Origin of the sequence: uncultured Campylobacter sp., from assembly GCF_938030145.1 — a bacterium.
Lineage (GTDB): Bacteria > Campylobacterota > Campylobacteria > Campylobacterales > Campylobacteraceae > Campylobacter_B.
Genome location: NZ_CALHGM010000031.1, coordinates 83,378 through 110,339, shown reverse-complemented (window position 1 = coordinate 110,339; position 26,962 = coordinate 83,378). Strand labels below are relative to the sequence as shown.

Annotated in this window: 18 protein-coding genes and 1 pseudogene; 12 read left to right on the top strand and 7 right to left on the bottom strand. The window is 48.8% G+C overall.

What is annotated here, in order from left to right; genetic code table 11:
• Window positions 1-473: 473 nt before the first annotated feature.
• Window positions 474-1,631 (bottom strand): PepSY domain-containing protein, encoded by a 1,158-nt coding sequence (locus Q0323_RS06520; RefSeq protein ID WP_298052754.1) that lies wholly within the window; start codon window positions 1,629-1,631, stop codon window positions 474-476.
• A gap of 490 nt (window positions 1,632-2,121) precedes the next feature.
• On the opposite strand from Q0323_RS06520, the gene Q0323_RS06515 reads away from it, so the two are divergent.
• The 8 genes from Q0323_RS06515 (at window position 2,122) to Q0323_RS06480 (ending at window position 10,178) form a co-directional block, all read left to right on the top strand.
• Entirely contained in the window at window positions 2,122-4,746 is a 2,625-nt protein-coding gene (locus Q0323_RS06515) for a hypothetical protein (RefSeq protein ID WP_298052751.1), read from the top strand.
• Window positions 4,747-4,789: 43 nt separating this feature from the next.
• Window positions 4,790-4,972: a hypothetical protein gene (locus Q0323_RS06510; RefSeq protein ID WP_298052748.1), complete on the top strand. Its 183-nt coding sequence runs from the start codon at window positions 4,790-4,792 to the stop codon at window positions 4,970-4,972.
• 42 nt (window positions 4,973-5,014) lie between these two features.
• Window positions 5,015-5,686 (top strand): hypothetical protein, encoded by a 672-nt coding sequence (locus tag Q0323_RS06505; protein WP_298052746.1) that lies wholly within the window; start codon window positions 5,015-5,017, stop codon window positions 5,684-5,686.
• Between the two features lie 296 nt (window positions 5,687-5,982).
• Window positions 5,983-6,876, top strand: coding sequence for a DMT family transporter (locus tag Q0323_RS06500; RefSeq protein WP_298052743.1), 894 nt, complete (start codon window positions 5,983-5,985; stop codon window positions 6,874-6,876).
• 205 nt (window positions 6,877-7,081) lie between these two features.
• On the top strand, window positions 7,082-7,795 hold the full coding sequence (locus Q0323_RS06495) for a vWA domain-containing protein (protein ID WP_298052741.1): 714 nt from the start codon (window positions 7,082-7,084) through the stop codon (window positions 7,793-7,795).
• A gap of 474 nt (window positions 7,796-8,269) precedes the next feature.
• Window positions 8,270-8,443, top strand: coding sequence for a hypothetical protein (locus tag Q0323_RS06490; protein WP_298052739.1), 174 nt, complete (start codon window positions 8,270-8,272; stop codon window positions 8,441-8,443).
• A 45-nt stretch (window positions 8,444-8,488) separates the two neighbouring features.
• Complete coding sequence (locus tag Q0323_RS06485; RefSeq protein ID WP_298052737.1) at window positions 8,489-9,595, top strand: alanine racemase; 1,107 nt, start codon at window positions 8,489-8,491, stop codon at window positions 9,593-9,595.
• A 142-nt stretch (window positions 9,596-9,737) separates the two neighbouring features.
• Window positions 9,738-10,178 (top strand): pyrimidine dimer DNA glycosylase/endonuclease V, encoded by a 441-nt coding sequence (locus Q0323_RS06480; protein ID WP_298052734.1) that lies wholly within the window; start codon window positions 9,738-9,740, stop codon window positions 10,176-10,178.
• A 359-nt stretch (window positions 10,179-10,537) separates the two neighbouring features.
• Here Q0323_RS06480 and Q0323_RS06475 read toward each other — a convergent pair.
• The 5 genes and pseudogenes from Q0323_RS06475 to Q0323_RS06455 form a co-directional block, all read right to left on the bottom strand.
• Window positions 10,538-10,882: pseudogene (locus Q0323_RS06475) on the bottom strand (formate--tetrahydrofolate ligase); the annotation flags it as partial.
• Window positions 10,883-11,760: 878 nt separating this feature from the next.
• A complete protein-coding gene (locus Q0323_RS06470) occupies window positions 11,761-12,393 on the bottom strand; it encodes a tetratricopeptide repeat protein (protein ID WP_298052730.1) in 633 nt (210 codons plus the stop codon).
• Between the two features lie 56 nt (window positions 12,394-12,449).
• Window positions 12,450-15,089: a hypothetical protein gene (locus Q0323_RS06465; protein WP_298052727.1), complete on the bottom strand. Its 2,640-nt coding sequence runs from the start codon at window positions 15,087-15,089 to the stop codon at window positions 12,450-12,452.
• 1,353 nt (window positions 15,090-16,442) lie between these two features.
• The gene (locus Q0323_RS06460; protein ID WP_298052724.1) at window positions 16,443-18,089 is read right to left on the bottom strand and encodes a formate--tetrahydrofolate ligase; all 1,647 of its coding nucleotides are present in this window, start codon (window positions 18,087-18,089) and stop codon (window positions 16,443-16,445) included.
• 141 nt (window positions 18,090-18,230) lie between these two features.
• On the bottom strand, window positions 18,231-18,989 hold the full coding sequence (locus tag Q0323_RS06455; protein ID WP_298052722.1) for an exodeoxyribonuclease III: 759 nt from the start codon (window positions 18,987-18,989) through the stop codon (window positions 18,231-18,233).
• A gap of 67 nt (window positions 18,990-19,056) precedes the next feature.
• Here Q0323_RS06455 and Q0323_RS06450 point away from each other — a divergent pair, with 67 nt between their 5' ends.
• From Q0323_RS06450 to Q0323_RS06435, 4 genes are all read left to right on the top strand, one after another.
• Window positions 19,057-19,419, top strand: coding sequence for a diacylglycerol kinase (locus Q0323_RS06450; RefSeq protein WP_298052719.1), 363 nt, complete (start codon window positions 19,057-19,059; stop codon window positions 19,417-19,419).
• A 379-nt stretch (window positions 19,420-19,798) separates the two neighbouring features.
• Complete coding sequence (locus Q0323_RS06445; RefSeq protein ID WP_298052716.1) at window positions 19,799-20,941, top strand: PepSY domain-containing protein; 1,143 nt, start codon at window positions 19,799-19,801, stop codon at window positions 20,939-20,941.
• Window positions 20,938-23,073, top strand: a complete 2,136-nt coding sequence (locus tag Q0323_RS06440) for a TonB-dependent siderophore receptor (RefSeq protein ID WP_298052713.1) — start codon at window positions 20,938-20,940, stop codon at window positions 23,071-23,073. Before Q0323_RS06445 ends, Q0323_RS06440 begins: the two co-directional genes overlap by 4 nt.
• A 222-nt stretch (window positions 23,074-23,295) precedes the next feature.
• Window positions 23,296-25,749: a molybdopterin-dependent oxidoreductase gene (locus tag Q0323_RS06435; RefSeq protein ID WP_298052710.1), complete on the top strand. Its 2,454-nt coding sequence runs from the start codon at window positions 23,296-23,298 to the stop codon at window positions 25,747-25,749.
• Between the two features lie 28 nt (window positions 25,750-25,777).
• On the opposite strand, the gene Q0323_RS06430 is transcribed toward Q0323_RS06435, so the two are convergent.
• Entirely contained in the window at window positions 25,778-26,785 is a 1,008-nt protein-coding gene (locus Q0323_RS06430; protein ID WP_298052707.1) for a hypothetical protein, read from the bottom strand.
• Between the last annotated feature and the right edge of the window lie 177 nt (window positions 26,786-26,962).

Sequence of the window (26,962 nt, the reverse complement as noted above, 5' to 3'; positions counted from 1 at the left end):
CCCCCCCCCGCTTAAAATTTGATGAATATAAAATTAAATTATGTGCGAGTTTTATGACGTAAATTTAGCACTTGAACGCAGATTTGGGAATACTATTTTTTGCTTTAGCTTTAATAGTAAGATAGATTTTATCGACGCTACTTAGATTGTGGTATAAATAGACGCAGGATTTTGAGCACACACACGCCAAAAAGTACCATTAGGCTTCACACCGATGGATTTTTAGATAAACAGATTTTCTTTCTTTGCGATGATACGGAGTTAGGCACAGGCTTAGAAGCGTGGATTTGGCTCAGTGGAATTTACGGTTGAATCAGCGCGGTCGAATTAGCGACGATAAAATTCGAATCTTTAAAGCCCACAGTAGGATTTAACACAGAATTTTAGCGGTAGATTTTACTCGTTAGCTAAATCCTCGCCGTAAAATTCGATGTTAAATTCTCGTCCGACAAGGTAAAATTTAATCGAGCTCATTAAGGCTTTTCCTGCTTAAACGCCCTTTTTACCGTCATATAAAAGCCACTAAAGATAAAAAGCGCCATACAAAGCGAAACGAGCGACCATAAAATTTTACCCGCTAGCCCGAAAAAATAGCCCGTGTGAAGCTGATAGTTCGCGTCCTTGAACTCACCCACGGTGATACCCTCCGTCTGCTTCTGTTGCGCGATTTTGCCCTCATTTAGCTTCACGCTCGCGCCTCTCGGACGAGCGGTAGCGGGCGCATCCGGCTCATAATACCTGACGCCGATCTTATCTCCGGCTGCGAGCATTAAGGTAAATTCTTTATACTCTATACCGCTTGATCTGAATATCTCATAAGCCCTCTGCGCGTCGCTAAATTTATATGTAGCGGGCTTTTTGCTCTCCTCTTTAGCAGGTGCGGCGGCGTGATCTTTAGAAGTGGCAGCTTTAGGCGCGCTAGCTTGCGGTAAATTTTGCGAGCTTACAAAAAGCTTCATCACGGCATCGTTATACCAGCTATACGACCAGTTAAGCCCGGTTAAGCAGATAAGCAGGTAAATCACTGCACTTAGCGAGCCTAGGCTCGTGTGTAGGTTATAAAAAAGAGCGTATTTTTTGAGTTTAAAATTTGGCTTTATCGCCTCGATAAATTTACGCCTAAGCCTTGGAAAATGCAGCCAAACGCCGCTTATTACGAGCAGTATCATCGCCGTGGCGCTAGCGGCTACGATCTGTTTGCCGACCTCGGCTGCGGTTTTATTGCCGCTTAGCGCTAGGCCCAAATTTCGATGCAACGCCATCACTGTTAGCACAAAGCCCGTGCCGCGATCCTTGCCGATGATCTGCGCAGTGTACGGATCGACCAGATACGCATCATTTCTGTTTGCGTAAATGACGAGGGCTTCGTCATCGCTTTTGGGTACGACGAGCCTTACGGGCTGTTTAACGCCCGTTTGCTCGCTAAAGCTTTGCAGAATTTTTTCCACGCTTTGCATTTCGCCTGTTTTTTCGACCTTTTTAGAGCCCGCGTTTATTAGCGCCTCAAACTCGTGCTGATACGACAAAATCGCGCCCGTAACGCCAATGATAAGCAGCGGGATAGAAAAAACGATCGATAAAATAAGATGGACGTTAAACAAAATTTTATTGCGCTTCAAAAGCGAGCTCATTGTAGATCCTTGCGAGATAAATTCAATCTTTATTTGATTGAGGTTCGCAATTATATTGCGCGATTTTAAATATTTTCAAAGCGAGGGGTTGTTATTTAAATTTAAGCAGCAATTTTAGAGGAAACGTGCCGCAGCGCAAGAATATAGGCATTACAGGAGCGCACAGGCACTTCGCGCAACGTCATAAACCGCGCGCCGTAGGATTTCGGAGCCAAAATTTAATCCGACTTTCGCGCGGCAAGATCACGCCGGTGAGGTAAAATTCTAAGCGCACCTGATCTGCGTAAGACTAGTCCGTATTTATTTTAAATGAAACATTGGTTTTGACTTAAGAAGTCCGAAATTACAATATCGAAATAGTAGTTTTTGACCCATTTTTTGATATAATCAGCATCTAAATTTTAACGAAAAGCGGCCGCCTTGAACGAACAAAGACGCCGCTTTAGTATAAATTTAAAAGAGAAAATCGGGGACTTATAAAGGAGTTTAGATGATAGATCCTAACGCAAAGAGAAAACGACAATTTACGATATGCTTTGCTATTTTAATGGTTATTCTGCCGCTTGCTTTTTTGTGCATGAAATATATCGATAAAGAGCCCGACGATTTAAAACAGAGCTCTACTATCGATCAGTCAGCGATGCAGAAAAAAGAGACGAGCAAAGAAAATTTTCAAATTCCGCAAAACAGCGATAAATTTATCGGCAAGAACGACGCAACGATTGAAAAAGATATCGCAAATAACTCCGTTCAAATTCCGCCTATCGATAAAGCGTCCGAAAATTCAGAACAAAGCCCAGCTATCGATCAGCATGCGATACCGAAAAAAGAGGCGAGCGCAGGAAAAGCTGAAATTCCACAAAATAGCGGTAAATTTAGTAGTAAGAAAAGCAATAAATTTACGAGCAAAAAAGACGTAACGATATATAAAAAAGATATCATAAATAACTCCGTTCAAATTCCGTTTGAAGTGCGCGATATGATGGTATCTCAGAGCAAAAAGAGGCTATATACTCTCGGACACGACAGAGACGGTATAAGCGTGATAGATATATCAAATTTAGACCACATAGAGTTGCTTGGGCTTTTTTATTTCCCGGAGGCTAGATATAACGTAGAAAATATCCAAGCGGCCGAGTCAAACGACGGAGAAAGCCTATATATTGCAAGCCCAAATTTAGGTATTCTACGCCTTGACGTTAGAGATCCTAAAAATATAAAGATCACGACCAAATTTCAAGCCAAAGGTTTCTCCAAAATAAAACTAAGCGAAAATAACCAACTAGCCTACGTAAAAGCCAAAAACGGTATGGTTATTTTAGATATTTCGTCGGATAATATAAAAATGTTAGGCGAGTTTATAGGTATGGAGACCTTTAATCCGATAGAAAAAGGCGATATAGCTGTATACTCGGACAAATACGTTTTCATGTCCGACTTCGCGGGTCTTCATGTGCTTGACGTGAGCGATCCGAAAAACATAAAAGAGGTTTATAAACGAGATAATTTCGGAGTCATTATAAATTTGCAAATTTCTGCCGATAAAAAATATCTATACGCAAACGAACTTCATACTCTTAATGTTTACAGCATCAAAAACATAGACGATATCGAGCATCTGAATAACTATACCGTTAGTAATAGAATTTATACTTTTGATATCGGCGGGGATGACGAAATAATATATTTGTCTAGAAGCAAAGACGGCTCGGACGATACGACTTTGCCGAGCATAGACGTCTTAGATATTTCCGGCGGATTTGAGCCTACCTGCCTAAAAAGCTATTATATGCCGGAGGCTGATGATGTAAATTCGGCGATACCTTTAGACGAACGCCGCATGATTATATCTTTAGTGTCCGATTTTAAAGGTTTTATAAGCGTTATAAAAAATAACGATGATACAAATACTTTAACAGAAGAACCCATAAAAAATGAGATAGGAAGCAAAGAGCTGGAAGATTCGAGTAAAAATATAGACAAATCAAAGCCTGTTTGGGATCTGCCTTTTTCTCAAAACGGCTTTTCATCTATCAATATGGCCGTATCTACCGACGACGGATATATATTGGCCGGAGAATACGAAAGCGGCAGAAGCCCCGATCTTTTTATGAAGGTTGATAAGAGCGGGCGCGAAATTTGGAGAAAAATAATCGATAAAAGCTTTATCGGAAGGGGAAATTTAATAGCGGCTCAGATGCAAAGCTACTACGTATTAGGAAACGAAGAGGCGGCTTACATCGTAGATAAGGCGACATATAAAATCTCAAATACGCTTCCTCGCGCCCTAAAACAGATAGCTCCGACGGATAATGATGAATTTGTGGCGTGCGATTATGGAAATAATATATTTAGAATGGATAAAAACGCAAAAATAATCTGGGAGAAACCGATCGACGTTTCGCATCTGCCAGATACTTTTTATAACAGTTACATTTACGATAGAACATCCCCGGATAAGCAACCGGAGGTAAAGAAAATTAAAGAACCGAAAGACGGTCTTATAAAGATATTAAAAACGAGTGACGGAAATTTTATTCTGGTCGTAGAAGAGCTAGGAATTCTTAAATTTAATCCGGACGGAAACCTTATATTTGAAACCAAAATAGATATGAACGGGTATTTTTTAAAAGATATGATCGAGAGTGACGACGGCTCTATTTTGATGCTATTTGAAACAAGCAATACCGCCGATATTATAAAGCTAAATGGCCGCGGCGAGCTTATAAAAAAATCGACCGTTTATGAAAGTAAAGATTCATTTTATCTAGCCTCTATCGCTAAATATAAGGAAGACAAATATTTAATAGGGCTTAAGTTATCAAAAGATGATCGCCTGCTTCTTCTTGAAATAGACGGCGAAAACAATGTAACTGATCAAAAATATATAGACAATCTCGGAAAATATGTAACCTTTCATAATCTATTAAATATACCAGACAGGGGCGTGTTGGTCGCGGGACGTAGAACATATACAAAAATAAGACCGCCTGAATATATAGGAGGCGAGCTAGTAAAACTCTCCGACTATCATATAGAAGAAGCCTATATGTTTATAGTAAATTTTCACCAAAAGCTAAGCGAGCAAAATTTTAGTGCCGAAGATAGAGAGTAAAGCGCTAAATTAGCGTCTAAATTTAATGAAAGAGCTTTGATAGATGACCTACGTCGTGTGGTTTATAAGAGGCATAAAAATAATCAGCATACGAGGCAAAATTAGCGGCGTTAAATTCGGGGCGGGATTTTTGTATGCACGAAAAGATATAGATTTTTTACAAAATTTTATATCCAAAAAGCTCGCTAAAATTTCAAAAGCTAAAGCGACCGAGCAAGATGCCTAGGCTTAATTTAACGTTAAAAATATCTAAATTTAAGGCGGCGGCATGATATTTTTATATTTGATATTCGGCATAAATCTTTTACTGTTTGGGCTTGCTATTTTTAAAAGCATGGTTTTTAAAAGCAAAGCCTCTTATAAAACCGTGCAAAAGGGCGCCTGGCTCATACCTCCTAGCCCCATAGCAAAAACTATGCTTATCGTGCTATTTTTATCCTGGGGTTCGCTGGTAGCGTTTGATGAGCCTTGGATAAAAACAACAAGAGGCGGAGGTAAAGTTGCATGCTTTGATACAAACGACCCTTTATGCGTAGGCGGGTATATACAAAGAGGCAGTGGCGAGACCGTACTTGTGATCGTGATGGGTCTTGCAATGATGCTAGTTGCCATACTGCCGTTATCCGAAAAGGGCGTCATAATAGACAGCCGCACCGTAAGGAAAGAGTGGAGATTTTTATCGTTTAAATTTAGCACAAAGATCGATATAGAAAACGCCCTTACGGATAAAGGGATGAGGGGCGAGATGCCAATTTTGATAGTAGAAGACGGGCAAAGCGGAAAAAATTTCACGCTCTCGTTCCCATACGCACAGCAAGATATAAAATTTATCGAAGCAGAGATAAGAAAGAGGCGCTATAAGATGATGAAATCAAAAGAGGCAAGAGTTCCCCTTAAATCCGCGCTCAAAAAAAACTATAAGCTTAAAAGGCGCGAATGAGCGCGCAAACATAGAAATTCTAAAAAATGACAAAGAGGGCGCTGGCGATTAAATTTTAAATTTATCCACGCGGTGCAATGATCGCGCGAGCAAGCTCAAAAAAGATGAGCCCAACGCAAGCGCCCGTAAGTTCAAAAAAGATGAGCCTGACGCAAACCCCAAAAAACGAGCCGGGCGCTTAAAATTTAACTCGCGATCTTAAAAACCAAAATTCCAAATCGCTCCGCCAAAATTTAGCCTATTTTTTATCTAAAATTTCGTAGAATTACGACTTTAAATTTTCAAAAAGGACGCAGATGAATAAAAGTTTGGAATTTAGAGCCGACATCGGAATGCTCTTCGTAGCGATCGCTTTTGGGCTCGGGTATCTGCCCACCTCGCAGGCGCTTGCGAGCAACAACGTCTTCGTGCTGCTATTTTGGCGCTTTTTCGCCGCGAGCATCATCGCAGGTGCGATATTTTTCCCGAAGCTCAAAGCCATAACTTCGCGCGAGATCAAGCACGGCGCGGTGCTTAGCCTGTTTTTATTCGCGGGTTTTACGTCACAGACCTTCGCCTTTAAATTTGCGCAAAGCTCCTCCGTAGCGTTCATCATCGGCCTAAACGTCGCGCTCGTGCCCTTCATCGCCGCGGCGCTGTTTAGACATAAAATTTACTCCTACGCCTACGCGGGCATCGCGCTTGCGATCGCTGGGCTCTATCTCATCGGCGACACGCAGCTAGGCCTCGGCAAGGGCGAAGCGCTGGCGCTAGTCTGCGCCTGCGCGTATTCGTTTCACATCGTGCTGACCAACCGCTTCGTGCAAAGCTGCGACGTAGCTGGTATCGCCTACGTACAGATCCTCTGCCTAAGCGCGCTTTGTTGCTTTGCGACGATCTTTTTTGAAAGAGTCAGCATCGTGCCGGTGATGGACCGAAGCTTTTTCGTCGCGATGGCGGTGATCTGCCTGTTGGGAACGGTTTTTGGCTTTTTTGCGCAGGCTTTGATGCAAAAATACACGACGCCCGTAAAAACCGCTCTGTTTTTCACGCTAGAGCCCGTAACGGCGGGCATTATGGGCGTATTCGTGGGCGGCGAGAGGCTAAGCGCGATGCAAATTTTAGGCGCGGCGCTCATCCTCGCAGGCGTCTTAATAAGCGAGATCGGAAGCTACCTCAGCGCAAAACGGAGCAGATCCGCAGACGTTTGATTTTGCGGCGCCATAAAATTCCGTGCCGCATAAAATTTGCGTGCAAATTTCCGTGCCGTATAAAATTCTGCGCCTTAAAATTTCGCGGCGAAATTCTGTTTTAGAATTTTACGAAGCAAAGCCGAACGGCGGAATTTTAGCGATGAAATTTTGTCCGTTAAGCAGTGCGATGATAAAATAACGAAATTTTAATAAAGGAGCCTCTATGAAAAAAATCATCCTTCTTGTAGCCGCGCTTGCGGGCATGCTGTTTGCCAAAAGCGTAGAGCTCGCCACGCCGCCTAATCATAAAGACGGCGCAAACCACCTGGAATTGGTGCTGATCTTAGATAAATCAGGCTCGATGAGCGGGCTTGAGAGCGATACGATCGGCGGATTTAACTCGATGATAGAAAAGGAGCGCAAAGAGGGCATCGACGCCAGCGTCACGACCGTACTTTTCGATACGAAATTTAACGTCATCCACAACCGCACGCCGCTTAAAAAGGTCGAAAACCTAACGTCCAAAGAGTACTACGCCGGCGGCAACACCGCGCTACTGGACGCCGTCGGCAGCACGATAGCGCGTATCGAGCGGGTGCCGGATATCTATGCCAAAAACAATCGCGTGCTTTTCGTCATCATCACCGACGGGCAGGAAAACTCAAGCCGCGAATACTCCAAAGCACAGATCAAAAAGATGATTAGCGACAAGCAAGAAAAATACGACTGGGAATTTATCTTTTTAGGCGCTAATATCGACGCCGCAAGCGAAGCACGCAGCATCGGCATCAAAAGCGAAAACGCCCTAAAATACGAGAATTCCAAAGAGGGCGTGAGTAAAAATTTCGAAGCGGCGGCCGAGATATCCAAGGACGTAGCGACCGACAACAAAGCAAACTCGAAATGGCGCGACAAGGTGCTTCAGGACAAAAAATAACAAATCTCGAGGCGAGGCGCGCTAAAATTAAGTGTCGCTGCGGAAACGAGCGGCGGCACTAAAATAAGTGGAGATGTGCAGCATGCGGCGCAAAACTAGCTTTATTAAAAACACGAGCGGCGGTGCAAACGAGTTGTGGCGCTAAATATTCAGCGCGAAAACACGGGCGGCGGCGCGGAAACAGAGACAGCAGCGCAAAACGGCTAGTCCGCCGGGTCGCTCGCCGAAAAATTTAACGCGAATATGCGCCGCAATAAAAACAGGCACACGAGGGATAAAACGGCGTGAAGCAGAGCTGAAAACTCCGTGAGCCTAGCGGTACGGCGCGCATATTGATTTTTACTCGGCGCATTTTAAAATTTTATTTTGACTTTTTCATGCGGCGCGCGGTATTGCTTTTACCGGTACTGCTTTGTGCGGTAAGGAAACGCAAATCTACTCGCCAAATTCAGACGCTTCGCGAAGGGCGCCGATTTGCAGCGAGCAAACCGCTATTTCGCAAGCAGCGACAAATTTACGGCGCGCAAATTCCATATTTTGCGAGAAGCGCGTAAATTCCGCTTTTTGCAAGCGATAGATAAATTTTGCCCTTTGCAAGCCGCGCTAAATTTTAAAATTTCGCCGCCGCAAAACGGGCGCAGCTACTAAGCGCGGCTGAATTAAAATTTCGTAAATTTAACAAGGAGGAAGTTTATGAAGATATCCGACATCGACACGCCGGCGTTGCTGATCGAGCAAGAGATCGTGCTTCGCAACCTGCAAAAGATGCAAAACTACGCGGACGCCGCGGGCGTGAGCCTGCGCCCGCACACCAAAACGCACAAAATGCCCTATTTCGCGAAGCTGCAAAAAAGTATCGGCGCTGCAGGCATCACGGTCGCTAAAACGGGCGAGGCCGAGATCATGGCGGCAAACGGGCTGAAAGATATATTTATCGCAAACGAGATCGTGGGCGAGCTGAAATTTCAGCGCATCATCGCGCTTTTGCGCGCGGGGATAAACTTAAGCTTCGGCGCAGATAGCATAGAGCAGGCGAGCCTGATAGAGCGCGCCTTTGAGCATAGCGGCACAAAGGCCTGCGTGCTTACTGAGATCGAAGTGGGCGAAAACCGCTCGGGCTTCGTGGAAAAGCAGGATTTCGCGGCGTTTATAAAATTTCTAAAAAGCTGCAAAAATATAGAATTCCGCGGCGTATTCTCCCACGACGGCCATTCCTACAAAGCCGCTAATAAAAGCGAATGCGAGTGTATCCACCTAGCCGCACAGCGCCGCACGCTGGAGTTTGCGGATATCGCGCGCGAGCTAGCTCTACCCGCACGCGTCGTTAGCATCGGCTCGACGCCCTCACTCATCAATGATTTTGAAATTTTAAAAGGCGTCACCGAGATCCGCCCGGGCACCTATATCTTTATGGATGCCTCGCAGGCGCAGGCATACGGCGATTATTCGATGAACGCCGCAAGCATCCTTACGACCGTCATCAGCAAACCTACGGCGGATCGCATCATCACCGATATCGGCGCCAAGGGGCTCACTCAGCAAAGGCGCACCGAGGGCTTTACGGCAACGCCCGGGCTCGGGCGCATAAAGGGCACGAAGGTGTGGATAAAGGGCGTTTACGACGAGCATGCGATCATCTACGACAGAGCGCTGCGAGACGCCGTGCGCGTGGGCGATCGGCTCGAAATTTATCCGAACCACATCTGCCCCGTCGTAAATTTACACGAGTTTGCCTACCTCGTTAGCGGCGGTGAGGTCGTAGAAAAGATCCCCGTGCTATGCAGAGGCAAGCTGCAATGAGCGGGCAAATTTAAAGGTGCGGTGAGATAAAATTTAGCCTCTAATCTAGGGCGCGGCCAAATTTAAGGCGCGAATTTATCGCCGCTCAGGCTGTGGCGCAAAGCGCGCCGAATTTGACTACGAAATTTAACGAAAGGCGAAAATGAGGCTTTGGACGATAAACTTTAAATATCTCGACGCAAAGGGGCTAGTCGCACTTTGGCGCGAGGCGCTGCTAGCTAAAAACGTGCTGGCTGGGCTTACTAAAGGCTACAAAAATCACCCGCAGCTTGACCGCTTTTACGCGCATGAAAACGCGCTAGAGGCGATAAATGCGTATTTGGCGGGGGTTTACACGCAGGCCTGCGCTCGCGGGTATAAATTTGACGTAGCGAAGGTGGGCGAATTTGACGAGCGAAATTTAGCCAAAATAGCCGTCTCTCGCGGGCAGATCGAGTATGAATTCGCCTTTTTACAAGAGAAGCTAAAATCGCGCGATATCAAGGCTTACGAGCGAAATTTAGGTGTAAAAAATATAGAAATCGCAGGCGTTTTTGAGGAGGTTGCAGGCGGGATTGAGCCGTGGGAGAAGGTTAAAATTTAGCTCTGTTTCGCGCAGGATTTTTGGCTTGTCTAAGCAAATTTGATCAATAAAAACGCCAAAATACGTTACGTTGATTTTCCCATAAATTTGACGTAAAAATCTCAAATTTACGATTAGTGGGATTTGCCAAAAAGGCAAGCAATTTTATCCGCTTTGGCGAGAGATTATGGGCAATTCGTCAAATTTTAAAAGGCAAACCTAACGTCAAATTCTCGTCAAATCAGCCTCTGTTTTTAAAAATCAAAGCCGATCCGCAAAATCCCACGCTTAAAATTTACCCGCAAGCGAGCAAATTCAGCCAAATTTTGCAAATCGGCAACTCCACTCCTCTCTCATCTGAGTACCTGCGAATGCTAAGCTTAAACCCCAAGGCGGGCGCGTAAAAAAATGGACGCGCCGAAAATAAAATTCCACGCCAGTCCGCTTATAACGCCTTCGCTCGTAATCTTCATATTTAGCGCGTTAGGAACCTTCGGTAGCCCTGGCATCAGCATTATCTTGCCGCAGACGGCGACGATGAAGCCCGCTCCCGTGCGGATCTGAAGGTCCTTGACGCTGAGCTTAAAGCCGTGCGCGCGCCCAAGCGCCTTAGCATCGTCGCTGAAGCTATACTGCGTCTTTGCGATGCAGACGTTTAGCCGCTCAAGGCCCAAAGCCTTGATGTGCTGCAGCGCCTTTTGCGCCTCGGGCTCGAAAACGACCTCGCGCCGTATGGTTTAAATTTTACTTCCCGGTGGCGGGCTATCCGCATTCAAAAAGCGGCGCCTATTACATTATAAAATTTCGCCGCCTCGCGACAGCTGTCAAACGGCGCATTAAATTTACAAAACGCAAAATTTCAAAATTTCGCGCAGAGCTGTATCTTTACGCGGCGCGCTGCCAAATTTTTACGCAAAAGCAGCCCTCGCAAAAGCGATATATCAGGCGGTAGCCCGCCTACCGCGCGCTATGGCGTATTACGCGCAGCACGAAGCCGTGCGCGATCACCGTCGTGTCCGCTTCCAGCAGCGACGGCATCAGATCAAGCGCGCGCCGCCGTTCTGCTTCGCGCTTGCGCCGCTAGGGTTCATGCCGCACAGCCACAGCAGGCGCGAGAGCACGAGCCAGCAATGGCATTTTATTAGCGGCACGGGGAATATTCGTAGATTAAACTCGCGCAAAGCCTCTAGGTGCTCTATGTCCCGCTACGGGAATAGCTTTTGCGCCGTAAGTGTGGTGCGCGGCAGCGGAGAGGAACATATTCGGCTTATGCGAGCGAGCTTTTCGTATGCGGCGCTGCTTTTAAATTTATAGGTTTCATACAGAGCTAAGCTTTGCGTAGCGTCATATAGGATCGCGCCGTGCCGCTTTTGCGGCGTCGCACACGCCGCGATCGATCAGCGGCGTAACGTGGCGGATCAGCCGCTAGCGTCATTATCTTGCCTCCTAAAATACGAGCCCGCTAAGAGCTTGCGTCGTTATGTTTCCGCTTCTACAGGATACTTGATGTTTAGATTTGCACTATTTATGCGAAATCTGCTATGGTTCTTACTCCGTAACCACGGCGAGTGCGAGGGTCTGCTTCAAGGCATAGATTTGCGGGCTATTTAAGCCTCTCGTAGCTTTCGCATGAGCTTTTCCATATCTGCTCATGCTCCGCTACCGAGCTCATAAATCTATCCTTGCTGCCCAGCTCGCAGGCCTTTTTGTAGTACTGCGCGGCTTTTGCATTATCTGCGCCCTCGTAAAGACGCGCTAAATTTAAGCACGCAGCCCAGCTATCCGCGATATCCATATCGCAACCGCGCACATAGTAACCTACGCCCTTCATAGCGTCTTTGCGCACGCCTCTGCCTCTGATATACGCAGAGCCCGCGTTACTGCAGCCTATCGCGTGCCCGTCATCGCAGGCTTTGTCGAACAGCTCCGCCGCCTTTGCCTCATCGCGTGGCATCCCCTCCCCGCTTTGATACAAAATGCCTAAATTTACGCACGACTCCACATCGCCGCCTTTGCAAGCTTTGACATATAACGGCGCAGCCTTTAGCAGATCTTGCGGCACGCCCCAGCCATAATTGTAAATTTGCGCCAAGGCCCCGCACGACTTCATATCGCCCTTATCGCAGGATTTTGTAGCCCGGCTTATATCGTCTGCGGTGATTTCAAATTTTTCGGCAAGCGCAAAATTTGCGGAAAGCGCCGCAGCGAATACTAGAATTAAAATTTTATTTTTCATTTTCGTCCTTTTCGTTTTTTAAAATCGCGCGCTAAGCCTAAGGCGCGGATTTACCGTTAAGGCGCAGTTTGATCGCTAGAGTTCGGGTTCGTTCTCGCCCGCTCTTTGCTTTTTAGCGCCTCGTAAATTTCATCGACGCCGCTTAGGTTTTGATCCAAAACCTCTCTCGCCTTTTTTAGCGTGCGTGCGCCAAAAATCCCATCCTGCCTCACTCCGATGCTTTTTTGGATATATAAAATTTTATCCTTTTGCATCGCAGCGGAATCCTTAGTCGCCCCGGAAGCGGAATTTGAAGCAGGGTTTTCAGAGCCGTTAGAGCTTGCACTCGTAGAATTTTCGTCTGCAGAATTTACGCCATCACTCGCGGAAGCGGAATTTTCGTCCTCAAAAAATGTAGGCATCCACCCTCGCAGCAGCCCCGCTGCGCCGGTTTTCGGCACGTAGCCCGTATTTGCCGCGCCTCCGTAGATTGCGCTAGCTAAAACGGCGCAGAGCAGAGCTTTACAAAAGCGAGCAAACGCCGCGCCACCCCTGCCACAGCGATACTCTCGCGGAATTTTACGAGCTTTTACAGCGCACCGCACTGCGCTTGCCAGCCACAGCACTCCTCCGCCTAACAGCCCCACAGCAGCGATTGCCACGCCGCACGCGAGTGCCCAAAAATAATGCTCCGCAAAGATCATCTCGAAGCAGCCCTCGCACGCCAGTGTAGCCGCTGCGATAAGCATACCTCCGCCTACGTACCACACTACGCGGTCATAGCGTGGACTTAGCACGCCAAGCGCCCCAGCCATCGCTCCGCCCAAATCGCGAGCGCATTGCTGCGAAATAAAGCCCTCGCAAACGCGCATAATCGCCGCGGCAAAACTCTGAGCGCAATCCTCGCGCAAAGAATGCGGGAAAAAGAACTTCTTTAATCGCGCAAAGGGCGAAATTTTAGAATTTGACGCGGCAGGATCTTGCGTATTCGCGCGATTTTTAAATTTTGCAGCGGCAAGATTTTTGGAATTTGCAGAATTTATTGCGGCGGAGTCTATGGAATTTGCGGAATTTTCAGCACCCAAGGCGCTTAAATCTCGGTAATCTCGCTCGCCGCGTAATTCGCAAAGACCCTCCGCGGCGCGATCAGAAGTGTCGCTTAAGCCCTCTTGCGAGCCGGCAAAATTAGGTCCATTCTGCGCGAGAGCTTCGCTTCCTTGCTGCCTAGCCTCAAAATCGCCGGCAGAATTCTCTCCACCTTCCAAAAGATCCGCCCCGGCAAATTTTATGCCACCGCTCACTCCTCCTGCGAACCTGCCTTGCTCTCCGCGCAACCCCAAGCGATTATCTTCCGCGCCCATAGAATTCGCCGAAGCGCTCGCGAATTTCGTGCCCGCAAATTTTACGCTCGCGCCGCCCTCGAGATTTTCTTTGCGAAAAGCGTCTTTTGCAAGGCTCAAAGCGTCGCGACCAGCCGCGCTGCGGGCAAAATTTATAGAGTTAAAATGTCCATCCGAGCCGCGCAACTGATCAAGATTTAGCATCTCGCCGCGCAGCTTAGCACTGGCTAGGCGCATCGCCGCATCCAGCGCAGGCTTCGCGCAAAACAGTGCAAAAAGGCTTTGCGCATCGTCCCGCCCTAGTCTAGCGGGCGCACCACGTGCCGCCGCAAGCTCTGGCGCAAAAATTTCGTCAAAAAAGTTGGGCCTTATGAATGTCACGCCACCGAAGCACGCCGCATCGTAAGCCTTACCGCAGACGGCAAAACTCAAGCGCAAAAACTCATCCTCCGCGCTAAATACCGCTTCGCAGCCGCCCTGCACCGATCGCAGCGAGCTTAGACGAAATAAAAGTCTGCGTGCTGCAAAACCTACGCCCTTGCTGCATAAAAACTCCAGCAGCTCGCGCCCGAAAACCTGCGAGCTAGCGCCTATACTGACGCTCGGGCGGGCATAAACGGATACTTTGCCGGTGCGAGTGAAATACCCGCGCCCATCGCAGTGCTCGCAGCGAAAATCACCCGCACCGCCGCACTTTTCGCAGCGCAGCCTGCCTGCGCCGCCGCAAGCGGGACAAATGCGCGAGCCGCTACCGCCGCAGCTAGCGCAGGGAATGAAGCGATAGCCCATAGAATTTGACGCAGAGCCTGCGGCACCGCTCTTAGAAGCATCGTGCACGTGAGCGCCCGTAGAGCTTAATGCCGCACGGCTATAGCCGCCGGTGCCCTTGCAATCTGGGCAGATCAAGCGCCCGCGCCCGCCGCAGTTAGCGCACGGCGTCTTGCCTGCGCCTTCGCAAGCTTTGCAGCGCCTCCTGCCAGATCCGCCGCAATGTTCGCAACGCAGCTGAACGCTAAAGGGCTTAAAATCGTGGAATTTTATGATTTGATCCGCATTCGTAGCGGCTTTTTGGGGGTCTGCACGCAGGCGTAGCGTAAAGGCCTCGCTTAGCTCCGCATCAGTGCTTGCCGCGCGTAGGCACTCGCGCGCATGAGCCTCGAACTGCGCGACGTCAGCGAAATGCAGCTGCGCGCGCTCGCCGCCACTTATCTGCGAGACGCTAAACTTGCCGGCAAAGTCGTAACGCACGCCAAGCCTCACGCTAAATCCATAAAACTCGCGATCAAGCTCGCGCAGATCGGCGCCGCCGCTACGCGCTAGTGCTTTAAGCCTAGCGACAAACGCCTCTGCAAGCTCTTCTTTATCCAGCTTGTCCATGATCGCTCCTTTCTTGCGGACGCGCCACAAAGCCGCGCCGCATAAATTTTAAAATTCCTTTATTAAAATCCTGCAAATTTTGCATTTCATACAATTATACCGCGAAAGGGAATTTTAAAATTCCAAAATCTCACGCAGGATGGAATTTAGCGCCATTGCGCGCCGTAAAATCTCGCTGCAAATCAAAGCTCTAAAATAGAGCTCGACGCGAAATCTCGCACTGCGGTGCGGCGACTTACATAACTGCCGCAACAAATACGGCGCGAACGGATCGCAAAACGGAGTCGCCAGGCATACGGCGCCCGAGCGGTAGCAGCGGGTATGCAAGACTTTAATTCCGCAGCAGCGCATAATTTGGCTCGCGAAGATGCGCGATACGGCATAACGCACAGCAAATTTCGCGGCCGCGTGAAATTTTAAATTTCACAGCTAGCTCGTACGTACGCACAGCATGAAATTTAAAATTTTACGACAGCTATGGCGCGGCGTGCAGCGATCTAAATTTTAAGACAAGCAGTAGCGCGTATTTCAATCCCGCGCGACAATCAGGCAACTGGCGCGTGTAGTGCAGTTTAATTTACGAGCGCGCAGCGGCATATAGTCGTCGCGCAAATTTAGTTCGCAGCGAGCAGCACGAAATTTCATGACGCGACGCATCGGCTCGTAAAATTTAGCTCTACTGCCGCACGGTTTATATCTGCCGTGCATTTTCAAACAGAACAGATCAAGAATCCGCACCCACCGCAGGCGATGCACGGCGGTGTGTAAAATTTAATCTAGGCTCTGCAAACCTCTGCCAACATGACTGATCGTACGAGCGTAAAATTTAGCTCGCCTGTCGCATAATTTAACTCACGGCGGCGTATGTCGCAGCGCAAGCGCGAATTTTAGATCGTGCGGCGATCTGCTGCGCGACCGACGGATTAATTTCACGGTGCGCTCGACATGAAATTTAGAATCTTGCCGCGATGAGCTCACAAACTCACGAGCGGCTCGGTTTAAAATCTTGCGCCCGGTTTTGCGCGGAATTTCGCAAGCAAAATTTCAAATGCAAACCCGCGCAAGTTTCGCGCCGAATTCTGCGTAGATCTTGCGCGAAATTTAATGAAATTCCGCGGGACGAACCCAGCGCACCAAAATCCGACTAATCCGACTAATCAAAATTCAACTGGCTAAAGCCTAGCGCGATAAAGCTCGAGCGTAGTAAAACCATGACGTGATAAAACCGGGGCGCGATAAACTCGTCTCAACCTACAAGCAAAATTTATCGCCGCCGAAGCTTGCAGCTAAATTTTACCGCCCAAGCGCGGAATTTTCGGCTTTGGTTTTGAGCGCCTAAAATAAAATTTCAGATCACGCCAGCCCGCTTATGACGCCCCCATCCGTAATCTTCATATTTAGCGCGTTAGGAACCTTCGGCAGCCCCGGCATAAGCATTATCTTGCCGCAGACGGCGACGATAAAGCCCGCTCCCGTACGGATCTGAAGGTCCTTAACGCTAAGCTTAAAGCCGCGCGCGCGCCCAAGCGCCTTGGCATCGTCGCTGAAGCTATACTGCGTCTTTGCGATGCAGACGTTTAGCCGCTCAAGCCCCAAAGCCTTGATGTGCTGTAGCGCCTTTTGCGCCTCGGGCTCGAAAACGACCTCGCTCGCGCCGTAAATTTTAACGGCGATCTTTTCGATCTTGCTCGCCGTATCGTCGCTAAGCTCGTAGGCGAATTTCAGCTCCTTAGCGCGCTCGCACTCATCTATGACGAGACGGGCTAGCTCAAGCGCGCCCTCGCCGCCTTTGGCGAAATTTTCGCAAATCGCCATCTGCACGCCGCGCTGCTTGCAGTACTCGCGCACGAAAGCGATCTCCTCGTCGCTATCGAAGCTGAAGCGGTTAAGCGCCACGACCGGATTTAGCCCGAAGTTTTGTAAAATTTCAATATGTCCGCCTAAATTTACGATACCTTTTTGAAGCGCGGCAAGATCAGGGCTCGCGATACTTTCTTTATCCGCGCCGCCGTTGTATTTAAGCGAGCGGATCGTGCTAACTAACACCGCAGCATCTGGAGCGATGCCTGCGCGGCGACACTTGATGTCGATAAATTTCTCAGCCCCGAGCTCACTGCCGAAGCCCGCCTCCGTCACGGCGTAATCTGCAAGCGAGAGCGCGAGCTTGCTCGCCATTATGGAGTTGCAGCCGTGCGCGATATTGGCAAAAGGCCCGCCGTGCACGAGCGCAGGCGTATGCTCTAGGCTCTGGATGAGATTTGGCTTTATCGCGTCTTTTAGCAGGATCGCCACGGCATCCGCGCAGCCCAGATCGCGCACGTATATCGGCTCTCCCTGCGTATCGTAGGCGACCATGATGTTTGCGATATTTTCCTTAAGCTCGGCAAGATCGTTCGAGAGGCACAGAACCGCCATTATCTCGCTAGCCGCAGTGATATTAAAGCCGTCCTCACGCTGCACTCCGTCGGTGCGCCCGCCCTGCCCAACGGTGATGTGGCGCAGCGCGCGGTCGTTCATATCCATGCAGCGCTTCCATAAAATTTTATCGATCTTTAGCGGGTTTTCTTGATACAGCGAGTTATCGATGACCGCCGAAATGAGATTGTTTGCGGAGGTGATGGCGTGAAAATCGCCGTTAAAATGCAAATTTAGATCATCCATCGGCACCAGCTGCGAGTACCCGCCGCCAGCAGCCCCGCCTTTGATACCAAAAACCGGCCCTAAAGAGGGCTCGCGCAGCGCAAGGCAGACGCTTTTGCCCAGACGCTTTAGCGCGTCGGCTAGACCGATGGAGGTCGTAGTCTTGCCCTCGCCAAACGGCGTCGGATTGGTCGCCGTGACCAAAATAAGCTTCGAAGCGCGCGAGCGCGGCTTGATATTTAGCTTGGCTTTGTAGTGGCCGCACAGCTCGATCTCATCCTCACTAAGCCCCAAATTTTTCGCAACGTTTGAAATTTTATCCGGCTTCGCCGCATTTGCTATTTCGATATCGCTCAACATTTTCTCTCCTTAAATTTAAAATTTTATCGCGCAGTTTTTACGCACCACCTCTTTAAATCCGCGCATTAGCTTGCAAAGCTACGCGCACCTTATCCGCCAGTCGCGCAAGATCAAAGCTTGCAGGCGTGAAAGTTGCCCCGGCTAAATTTCGATCTCGATACCCACGGGGCAGTGATCACTACCCATCACGTCACTTAGGATGAAAGCGTCCTTTAGCCGCGAGCGCAAATTAGCCGAGATGAAAAAATAATCAATCCGCCAGCCTACGTTTTTTGCGCGCGCGTTAAAGCGGTAGCTCCACCACGAGTAGGCGTCCCGCAGCTCGCCGTGCACGGCACGGAAAGTGTCCACAAAGCCCGCTGTCTCGACCTCATCGAGCCACGCCCGCTCGATCGGCAAAAAGCCCGAGATTTTGGAATTTGCTTTGGGGTTTGCGAGATCGATCTCGCGGTGCGCGGTATTCACGTCGCCGCAAAATATCACTCCGAGCCCCTGCTCCGCGAGGCTGCGCGCATAGGCTAGAAATTTCGCGTAAAATTCCATCTTGTAAGCTAGCCGCGCCTCGTCTTTTTGGCCGTTAGGAAAGTAAATATTAAAAAGCACGACATCGCCGAAGCGGTGCTGCAGCACGCGCCCCTCATCGTCTGGGAAAAACAGCGCCTTGCTCGTCTCGCTTTTAAATTTTGCCAGGCTCGCCACGCCTGAATAGCCTGCGCGAGCAGCGGAATTTAGATCGATCTGAGAAAATCCGAGCTCATAAAGCCCTTTCGGAGCGTCCTTTTCGCTCACCTTGATCTCTTGCAAGCCCAAAAAATCGGGGTTTTGCTCCGCAAGCCATGCAAAGCCGTCTTTGCCGAGTACTGCGCGCAGTCCGTTTACATTCCAACTAATCAGTTTCAAATTTAGCCTTTGGCGCAAAAATTTTGGTATGATTATACGAAATTTTGACTAAATTTAAAGGAAAATTATGCGCAATCAGCCCAAATACCGATTTTTTGCCAACTGGGGCTACGCGATGGCGGGTCTTGCCGAGATGCTGCGCAGCGAGCGTAGCTTTAGACTCGAGCTTTGCGTGTTCGTGCCGCTTCTGCTGTCGCTATTTTTTTGGAATTTCGGCGCGGTGCTAAATCTATTTTTGATCTTCGGCGCAGTCTTTACGCTCGTGACTGAGTGCATAAACTCAGCCGTCGAGCGCGCGGTCGATCTTGCCACGAGCGAAATCCACCCGCTAGCCAAAGGCGCCAAAGACACCGCAAGCACGGCGGTGATGATGAGCCTATTTCTCAACGCCGCGCTGTGGGGATACGCGCTTATCGGTAAATTCTTTTAATCGCGTAATTGCAAATTTCGCGATTAAAGATTTAAATCGCTGCAACGCAGAGTTTTTTTGGCGAGTGCGGAATTTGCAAGCGACTTGAGTCGTTGATCGTCCACGCCTGCAACCCAAACACGACCCTGCGTGATATTGAAATTTTAAAATCCGAAATTTGCTTTAAATTTAAACTCTCCTGTGCGCGAAAATTTTAATATTCGCTCGGCTCTTAAAATTTTAAAATAGCTTTTAAAATTTCTATAGATAAATCATTCAAGCAAATTTTACGCCGTAAAATTTTAGCTAAAAAATTATAATGACTTTCAAGATGCTTTAATACAATTTTCACTAAAATCACACCGCCTTAATTAAAATAATTTTCAAAAAAAGGAAAATTTTGTCTAAATCCTTTCGCAAAATCTCGCGCAAATTTCATTTGTGGCTATCTTTGATATTTTGCATACCCCTTATAATCATTTCTATAAGCGGCTCGGTTTTAGTTTACGCGGAGCAGATCAATGAAGTTTTGCTAAAAGACAAGGTGTTTAGGACGCAAGAAAGCATAGCGAAATTCCCCGTTAGAATGAAATTTAGTACCCTGCAATCCGAGATAAAATCCAAATTTAAAGAGTACGCGATCATGGGCTGGAGCATCGCGCAAGATCCTTTAAAGACCGATAAAATCAGACTTTCCTCTCAGAAACTGCAAAAGCGGATCATAATTTACTTAGATGCCTTTAGCGGCGAGATTAAAGGCGCGCCCATGCCGCGAGATGAGGGCTTTATCGGCGCGATAAATAAACTGCACGCGGAGCTGTTTTTAGGTCGCGGCGGTAGAATTTTTACGGGTATCGCGGGGCTTAGCGCGCTACTTATCGGCATTAGCGGCTTTTTTATCTACAAAAAATTTTGGCAAAACTTATTCTCGCTGAGGCTAGATCGGGCCATATATTTTATGCGCGGCACTCACCGCCTAATCGGAGTCGCGAGCACTCCCGTAATGTTTGCTATAGCTATAAGCGGAGCATGGTGGGAGCTAAGGGCGGTAACTTACAAGCCGCTCGCAAATCCATGCGGCGCGGTCTTGCAGAATTTTAAGACCGAGCGAAATTCCACCGTCGCAGCATCAAACGGGGCGGTAAGCATGAAAACGGCGCAAAATCTTGCGACGCTAGATGAGGCTTTAGCGCGGATAGCGGTTAAATTTAAAGAATTTCGCTCCACCTATATCGCCTTTCCGCTCTGTCCGGGCGGCGCTTTTACCGTATACGGCTTCGAGGCGGGGCAAAACCCGCTTCAAAGCCCTTACGCGAGCCGTATCACGATATCGGATGCAGGCGAGATTTTAAAAGCGGACTTTATAAACGATGCGGATTTTTCGGACAAACTTCAAGACGGCTTTCGTCGCGCCCATGCGGGCTCATACGGCGCAATAACGAAGCTTATATGGTTTTTAGCGGGGCTTGCGCCCCTATTTTTAAGCATTTGCGGATTTTACATAACCCTAAAAAATAGAAATTCTAAAAGGAGAAAGTTATGAAGAAAGTATCTCTTTCGCTCGTAGTCGCATTAAATATGCTAACTTCGCTTTATGCGGAAAATAACGCCACTGCGAGCACCCCGGAGGACTTAGGCACCATAGAAGTGCAAGATACCCAAAAGCTCCGTCGCGACGACAGAGATTATGAGGCTAGAAAGCTCGTTAAAAGTACCACCAGGCTCGATCTTACGGCAAGAGAAACGCCCCAGTCTCTTACCGTGGTGACCGAAGCCAAACTAAAAGATATGGGGATAACCGATTATCAGGTGCTGATGCGAAATATCGCGGGCATTACGAGCGGGCGTATGGATGAGAGGCTCTATCCTACGGCGCGCGGATTTAGCATAGATTATTATCTGCTTGATTCGATGCCTAGCTTCGGAGGTTTTAGCCTCGGGGCGAACGATTTAAATTTACTGCCATATGAGCGCGTTGAGGTAGTAAAGGGTGCGAACGGATTATTAGCAGGCGCAGGAAATCCTGCCGCGAGTTTAAATTTTATTCGTAAGCACGCGGATTCCGCCGTTCCAAAAGGATACATCAGCCTAAACGGCGGCTCATACGACAAATACGGGCTTAAAACCGATGTGCAAAGCCCGCTCAATCAAAGCGGTTCGGTGCGCGGACGCCTAGCGTTTATGCATGAACGATCGCACTCCTATATGGACTATTACAATCGTCGCAATACTGCCGTTTATGGCGTATTAGATATCGATGTAACGGACGATTCAAGGCTGAGCTTTGGCTCATTTTATCAGACTCTACGCCGACATGGCACGCGCTGGGGCGGAATGCCCGCGTTTAACTCGGACGGCACGCGCACGCACTTCGGCAAAAACAAAATTTTCTCTCAGTCTTGGACGCGATACGACATCTCTACGCTTGATTTTTATGCCGATTTTAAACAATATTTCTCAAACGAGGCGAGTTTAAGCTTGAGTTATTCGTTTCGTCGTGCTCATACCGATTCAAATTTGCTCTATTATGGCGGCAGGGTAGGCCCTGGCGGCATCGGAAACGTCGCCGATCTTAGCGTTTATGCTAACAAGCGCGAAGAGAATATCCACAATATCGATGCCTATGTGAATATCCCTTATGAATTTTTCGAACAAGATCATGAATTTGTATTTGGTGCGATGTATAATCTCTACAAAAAAGGATCTGATAACGTAAGTAGCTACTGGAATAGTCGAAACACTCCGGCAGGCCTTGCTTATGCCGCGCGTACTAGAATAAATTTTAACGACCTTCATATTGAAGATCCACGCTTACCGTATGTAGATCAAAATAATGCCGATCGAACTATTCAAAAAGCAATTTATGCCGCGAATAAACTCTCAATCACCGAGGATTTAAAGCTCTTATTAGGAACGCGGATGAGTTACTATAAATATAAAATTACAGGTGGAGCAGATAATAGAAATTTTACCCGCGAAATTACTCCATATGCAGGGATCACCTATGATTTAGACGATCATCATACCCTTTATGCAAGTTATACGAGTATTTTTAAACCTCAAACCTACAAGGACAAAAACAATAAATATCTTGATCCCATCCAAGGCAAGGACTACGAAGCGGGCATCAAAGGCGAGTATTTTGACGGCGATCTGCAAGCAAGCCTGGGCGTTTTTAAGATCATCCAAGATAAGCTCGGCATCCGCACCGACGAGTATATCACGGGCACAAATTCCTACGCTTACAGGCAGGGTCGCGGAGTAACCAGCAGGGGCTTTGAAGCGGATGTAAACGGTAAAATCACCGATGCGCTAAGCCTAAGCATGGGGCTAGCGCACTACAAAGCCAAAGACGCTGACGGCAATATCTACGCCAGCGACTCCTCCCGCACCAGCGCAAATCTTTTTGCAAAATATGAGATCGGCACATTTAGAATCGGCGCAGGTGCGATGTATCGCTCAAAGATTTATTCCGACTCGCCATACGGCAGGATCGAGCAGAAAGCCTACACGATTGCAAACGTAATGCTAGGCTACAAAGCGAGTAAAAACCTAGATGTGCAGCTAAACGTCGATAACATAACCGATAAGCGCTATTTTGAGGGCATCGGTTCTAATCGAATGATCTACGGCGATCCGCGCACCTTTAATCTAAGCCTTACGTATAGCTTTTGACCCAAATAGTCGCGGCGGAATTTATCTAGTGCTTAGCTCTAATAGAATTCCATCGCGACGCCATAGATAAATGGCAAATTAAGCCTAAATTTCGTAAAATAGCCGCCAAGACGCGAGGTCGCGTAATACGTTTAAAGGCAAACTATGCAAAGCTCAACCTCATAAATCCCGCTAAATTTAAACCAAACCAACAAACAAATTTAAATTTAATGGAGAAAAACCATGAAAAGACGAGACTTTCTAAAACTAGGCGCGCTGGCTGCGGCTTCAGCGCAGGCAAAGCAGTTTGATGCGGCGGCGCAAGCGATATTTGACGAGCAGATGGGGCTTTGCGCGAATAAATTCGGCGCATTTTACGTCCAAACCATCGGCGGCAGGGTCGTTGGCACCGAGCCGTTCGAGGGCGACGCGATGCCAACGGTGCTAAACAACGCCCTAAGCGATCACATCCAAAACGAAACGCGCGTGAAATACCCCTACGTGCGCAAAAGCTTCCTAGCCGATCCCTCAAATCCAAAGCCGCAGCTTCGCGGCAAAGAGCCCTTCGTGCGCGTTAGCTGGGACGAGGCGATAAAGTTAAGCGCTAAAATTTTAAAAGAAAACTTCGATAAATACGGCTCAGAGGCCATTTACGGGCAGCTTTATCAGTGGGGCAGCCTCGGTAAGGTCGGCCACTCGCAGCGCACCGCAAAGCGCATGCTAAACGCGCTAGGAGGCTACGTGAGCGAGCTTGGCGGCTACTCATACGGCGCGGCGACGGCGTTTTTGCCTCACGTGACCGGCTCTATCGATCCGACGCATAATCCTACGCGCTGGGAGGGCGTGGTAAAGGAGGCTAAAACGATCGTGTTTTGGGGCACGAATCCCGTCGTGTCAAATAAGATCGCCATCGGCGTACCGATGCACAACTCCTACGCCTACTACGAGATCATGAAAGAGAAATTTAAAAAAGACGAGATGAAAATTTACAGCGTCGACGTTTATCGCAACGAAACGGCGGAGTATTTCGGCGCGGAGTATCTAGCCGTGCGCCCTTGCACCGATACGGCGATGCTGATCGGACTTTGCGAATATCTCTACGAAAACGGGCTTTACGACAAGGAATTTATAGAGCGCTACACGGTCGGGTTTGATAAATTTAAAGAGTATTTCACCGGCGCGAAAGACGGCGTGAAAAAGGATCTAAAATGGGCGAGTAAAATTTGCGGCGTGAGCGAAAAAGAGCTAAAAGAGCTAGCGGGTACGCTGGCTAAAAAAGACACGCTCATAGTTACCGGCTACGCGATACAGCGACAGCACCACGGCGAGATGGCGTACTGGGCGCTTATCGCGCTAGCTGCGATGCTAGGCGACATCGGCAAGACAGGGCGCGGCTATGTGATGAACGATCAGATGCATAAAAATGCCGACATTAGCTTCATCGCGCCAAAGCTTCAGGCCTTTAATCCCGCGATAAACGAAAAATACATCGCCCCGCAGGGCAAGCTAGCTAAGGCCAAATACCACGAGATACCAAACAGCAGGCTCATAGACGCGATCATGGAGCCGGGCAAAGAAATCGAGCGCAACGGCAAAAAATATGTCATGCCGCACATCCGCGTGATGTTTAACGCCAACGGCTCGACCTTCACCCGCCACCAGGGCACCAACCGCGCGGTCGAAGCGATGAAAAAGATAGAAGCAATCATCACCACCGAGCCTTTTTGGACGAGTACGGCAAGACTCAGCGACATCGTGCTGCCGGCAGCGCTAGAATGCGAGCGCACGGATATAGAGTTTGCAAACTCGACTAGCGAGTACCTTTTTGCGATTAAGCCGCTAATAAAGCCCGCAGGCGAGAGTAAGAGCGACTTTGAGATCGCGAGGCTCATCTGCGCGCAGTGGGGCGAGGAGTACGAGCAGGCCTTTAGCGAGGGTAAAACGGAGCTTGAGTGGGTGCGCGAGATCTACGAAAACGCCGCCAAGCAAGCCGAAGGCATGGGCATAGCGATGCCGAAATTTGAGGAGTTTTGGCAAAGGGGCTACGTTAAATTTGATCAAGTGGACGAGAAAAAGCGGTACTTCACAAACTACGCGGACTTCCGCGCCGATCCCGAGAAAAACGCGCTAAAAACCCCGTCGGGTAAGATCGAGCTCTACTCCGAGGCGGTAGAAAAGCTAGGATATCCCGACTGCCCGCCGCACGCGACGTGGATGGAGCCCTTTGAGTGGCTGGGCGGCGACGTGAGCAAGTATCCTATCGCCATCAGCGGCGCGCACTCTAAATTTAGACTCCACTCGCAGCTAAACAACTCGCTCATCCGCAACTACGCCGAGATCGCGAACCGCGAACCTGCGCTAATTAGCCCCACCACAGCAAAGGCGCGCGGCATCAAAACGGGCGACGTAGTGAGGATCTACAACGACCGAGGCGAGATCCTCTGCGGCGCGCTGGTAAGCGATACCGCGCAAGATAACGTCGTGATCGTGAGCGAGGGCGCGTGGTACGATCCCGCCGTCTGGGGCGAGCGCAGCCTATGCAAGCACGGCAACATAAACGTACTAACCAAGGACGTACCGAGCTCGCAGCTCTCGCAAAGCAACACTGCGCACACAAGTATGGTGCAGATCGAGAAATTTAAAGGCGAACTGCCGAGCGTAACGGCGTTTGATAGGCCCGCGACGATAGAGGCTTAGCGCGCTTTCTAGCTCTTGTGCCAAAGCCCTACCAGCCGTTTATCGCAAACAAAATCGCTAAGTTTTTCTGCGCCAAGAGCTCGTCCGAGAGGCGGTCGTATTCGCCCCCGAGCCCCATTTCTTGCGCCATAGACGGCGGCTCATCATCCCAAGAGCCCATCGCACCGAATACATCGGCGATCCCCGCCGCGGCAAACGCCCTCAAGCTCGGCTGCGGCAGCGCTGCAAACGAAACGGCGTAATACTCGCCCACAGCGACTTCGCCCCGCAGCGTCTTAAGCGCATTATCAAACGTCTGCGCGAAGTTTTCGCAGCCTATCTTGCTCGCAAAATCCATGATTTGCACTAAAACATTCTCGAATTCTGCGCTGTTATCGCGCGCGTTTAGCGCATTCCGCGGCATTCCGCGCCAAAGGCGCTCGACGTATTTCACATACCAAGCCTTTTTGTCGCGATCGTATTTCCAATCAGGCGTAAAAACGCCGTCAAAGTCCTCGAAGCGGCAAACGATGCCGTTTACGTTCATCCCCGAAAAGCCCAAAAGCGCTCTATCTTTTGCGAAAGTTAAAATACTAAGCCCCGCGTCCTTCAAACCGAGCTTTAGGCACTGCTCTATCCAACGCCGCCGTGCGGAGATCGGCTCGTCCTCGCGCCCTTTTTGCGCGACTTGCTCGGTAAAAAATTTATGCGCCTTTTGTAGAAACGGCGAGCCCGTGCTTTCGTCGGCGCCTTTTTTTCTCGCCGCTTTTTCATTTGCCGCTTCTTTGCTGTTCGCGCGCTTTTGTTTCACTGCCTCCGTCGCACTGCTCTGCACTGCGCCGTACGCATCTTTTTGCTCCGCAGCTTTACTTGCGTCGTTTACGCCGCCATGCGCTGCGCGGCTCACACCCTCTGCGGTGCGGAAATGCTCCTTTACAAACTCAAAATTTAAATATTTTATATATTTTTGATCTTGCGGCGGCGGCTTAGGATTGCCGCTCAGAGCTGATTTTAGCGCGACGCACAGCGCGCACGAGAGATATATTTCGCCGTTCATAGATATCCTTTAAATTTCGATCGCTCCCGTTCATGCGGCGGATTATTTATGCTCCGCGCCAAAAGCTAGCGGCGGCAAAATTTTAAAATTTTGCGCCTTAGCGACAAATTTAATCACGATAAAATTTGCGCGTGAAGCAAAAACAAATCTGCGCAAAGATAGAATTCCCAACCGCCG

Excerpts from the sequence above, each read along its gene's own strand:
- Q0323_RS06520 (WP_298052754.1), bottom strand. The coding sequence starts at position 1,631 with ATGAGCTCGCTTTTGAAGCGCAATAAAATTTTGTTTAACGTCCATCTT.
- Q0323_RS06515 (WP_298052751.1), top strand. The coding sequence starts at position 2,122 with ATGATAGATCCTAACGCAAAGAGAAAACGACAATTTACGATATGCTTT.
- Q0323_RS06510 (WP_298052748.1), top strand. The coding sequence starts at position 4,790 with ATGACCTACGTCGTGTGGTTTATAAGAGGCATAAAAATAATCAGCATA.
- Q0323_RS06505 (WP_298052746.1), top strand. The coding sequence starts at position 5,015 with ATGATATTTTTATATTTGATATTCGGCATAAATCTTTTACTGTTTGGG.
- Q0323_RS06500 (WP_298052743.1), top strand. The coding sequence starts at position 5,983 with ATGAATAAAAGTTTGGAATTTAGAGCCGACATCGGAATGCTCTTCGTA.
- Q0323_RS06495 (WP_298052741.1), top strand. The coding sequence starts at position 7,082 with ATGAAAAAAATCATCCTTCTTGTAGCCGCGCTTGCGGGCATGCTGTTT.
- Q0323_RS06485 (WP_298052737.1), top strand. The coding sequence starts at position 8,489 with ATGAAGATATCCGACATCGACACGCCGGCGTTGCTGATCGAGCAAGAG.
- Q0323_RS06480 (WP_298052734.1), top strand. The coding sequence starts at position 9,738 with ATGAGGCTTTGGACGATAAACTTTAAATATCTCGACGCAAAGGGGCTA.
- Q0323_RS06470 (WP_298052730.1), bottom strand. The coding sequence starts at position 12,393 with ATGAAAAATAAAATTTTAATTCTAGTATTCGCTGCGGCGCTTTCCGCA.
- Q0323_RS06465 (WP_298052727.1), bottom strand. The coding sequence starts at position 15,089 with ATGGACAAGCTGGATAAAGAAGAGCTTGCAGAGGCGTTTGTCGCTAGG.
- Q0323_RS06460 (WP_298052724.1), bottom strand. The coding sequence starts at position 18,089 with ATGTTGAGCGATATCGAAATAGCAAATGCGGCGAAGCCGGATAAAATT.
- Q0323_RS06450 (WP_298052719.1), top strand. The coding sequence starts at position 19,057 with ATGCGCAATCAGCCCAAATACCGATTTTTTGCCAACTGGGGCTACGCG.
- Q0323_RS06440 (WP_298052713.1), top strand. The coding sequence starts at position 20,938 with ATGAAGAAAGTATCTCTTTCGCTCGTAGTCGCATTAAATATGCTAACT.
- Q0323_RS06435 (WP_298052710.1), top strand. The coding sequence starts at position 23,296 with ATGAAAAGACGAGACTTTCTAAAACTAGGCGCGCTGGCTGCGGCTTCA.
- Q0323_RS06430 (WP_298052707.1), bottom strand. The coding sequence starts at position 26,785 with ATGAACGGCGAAATATATCTCTCGTGCGCGCTGTGCGTCGCGCTAAAA.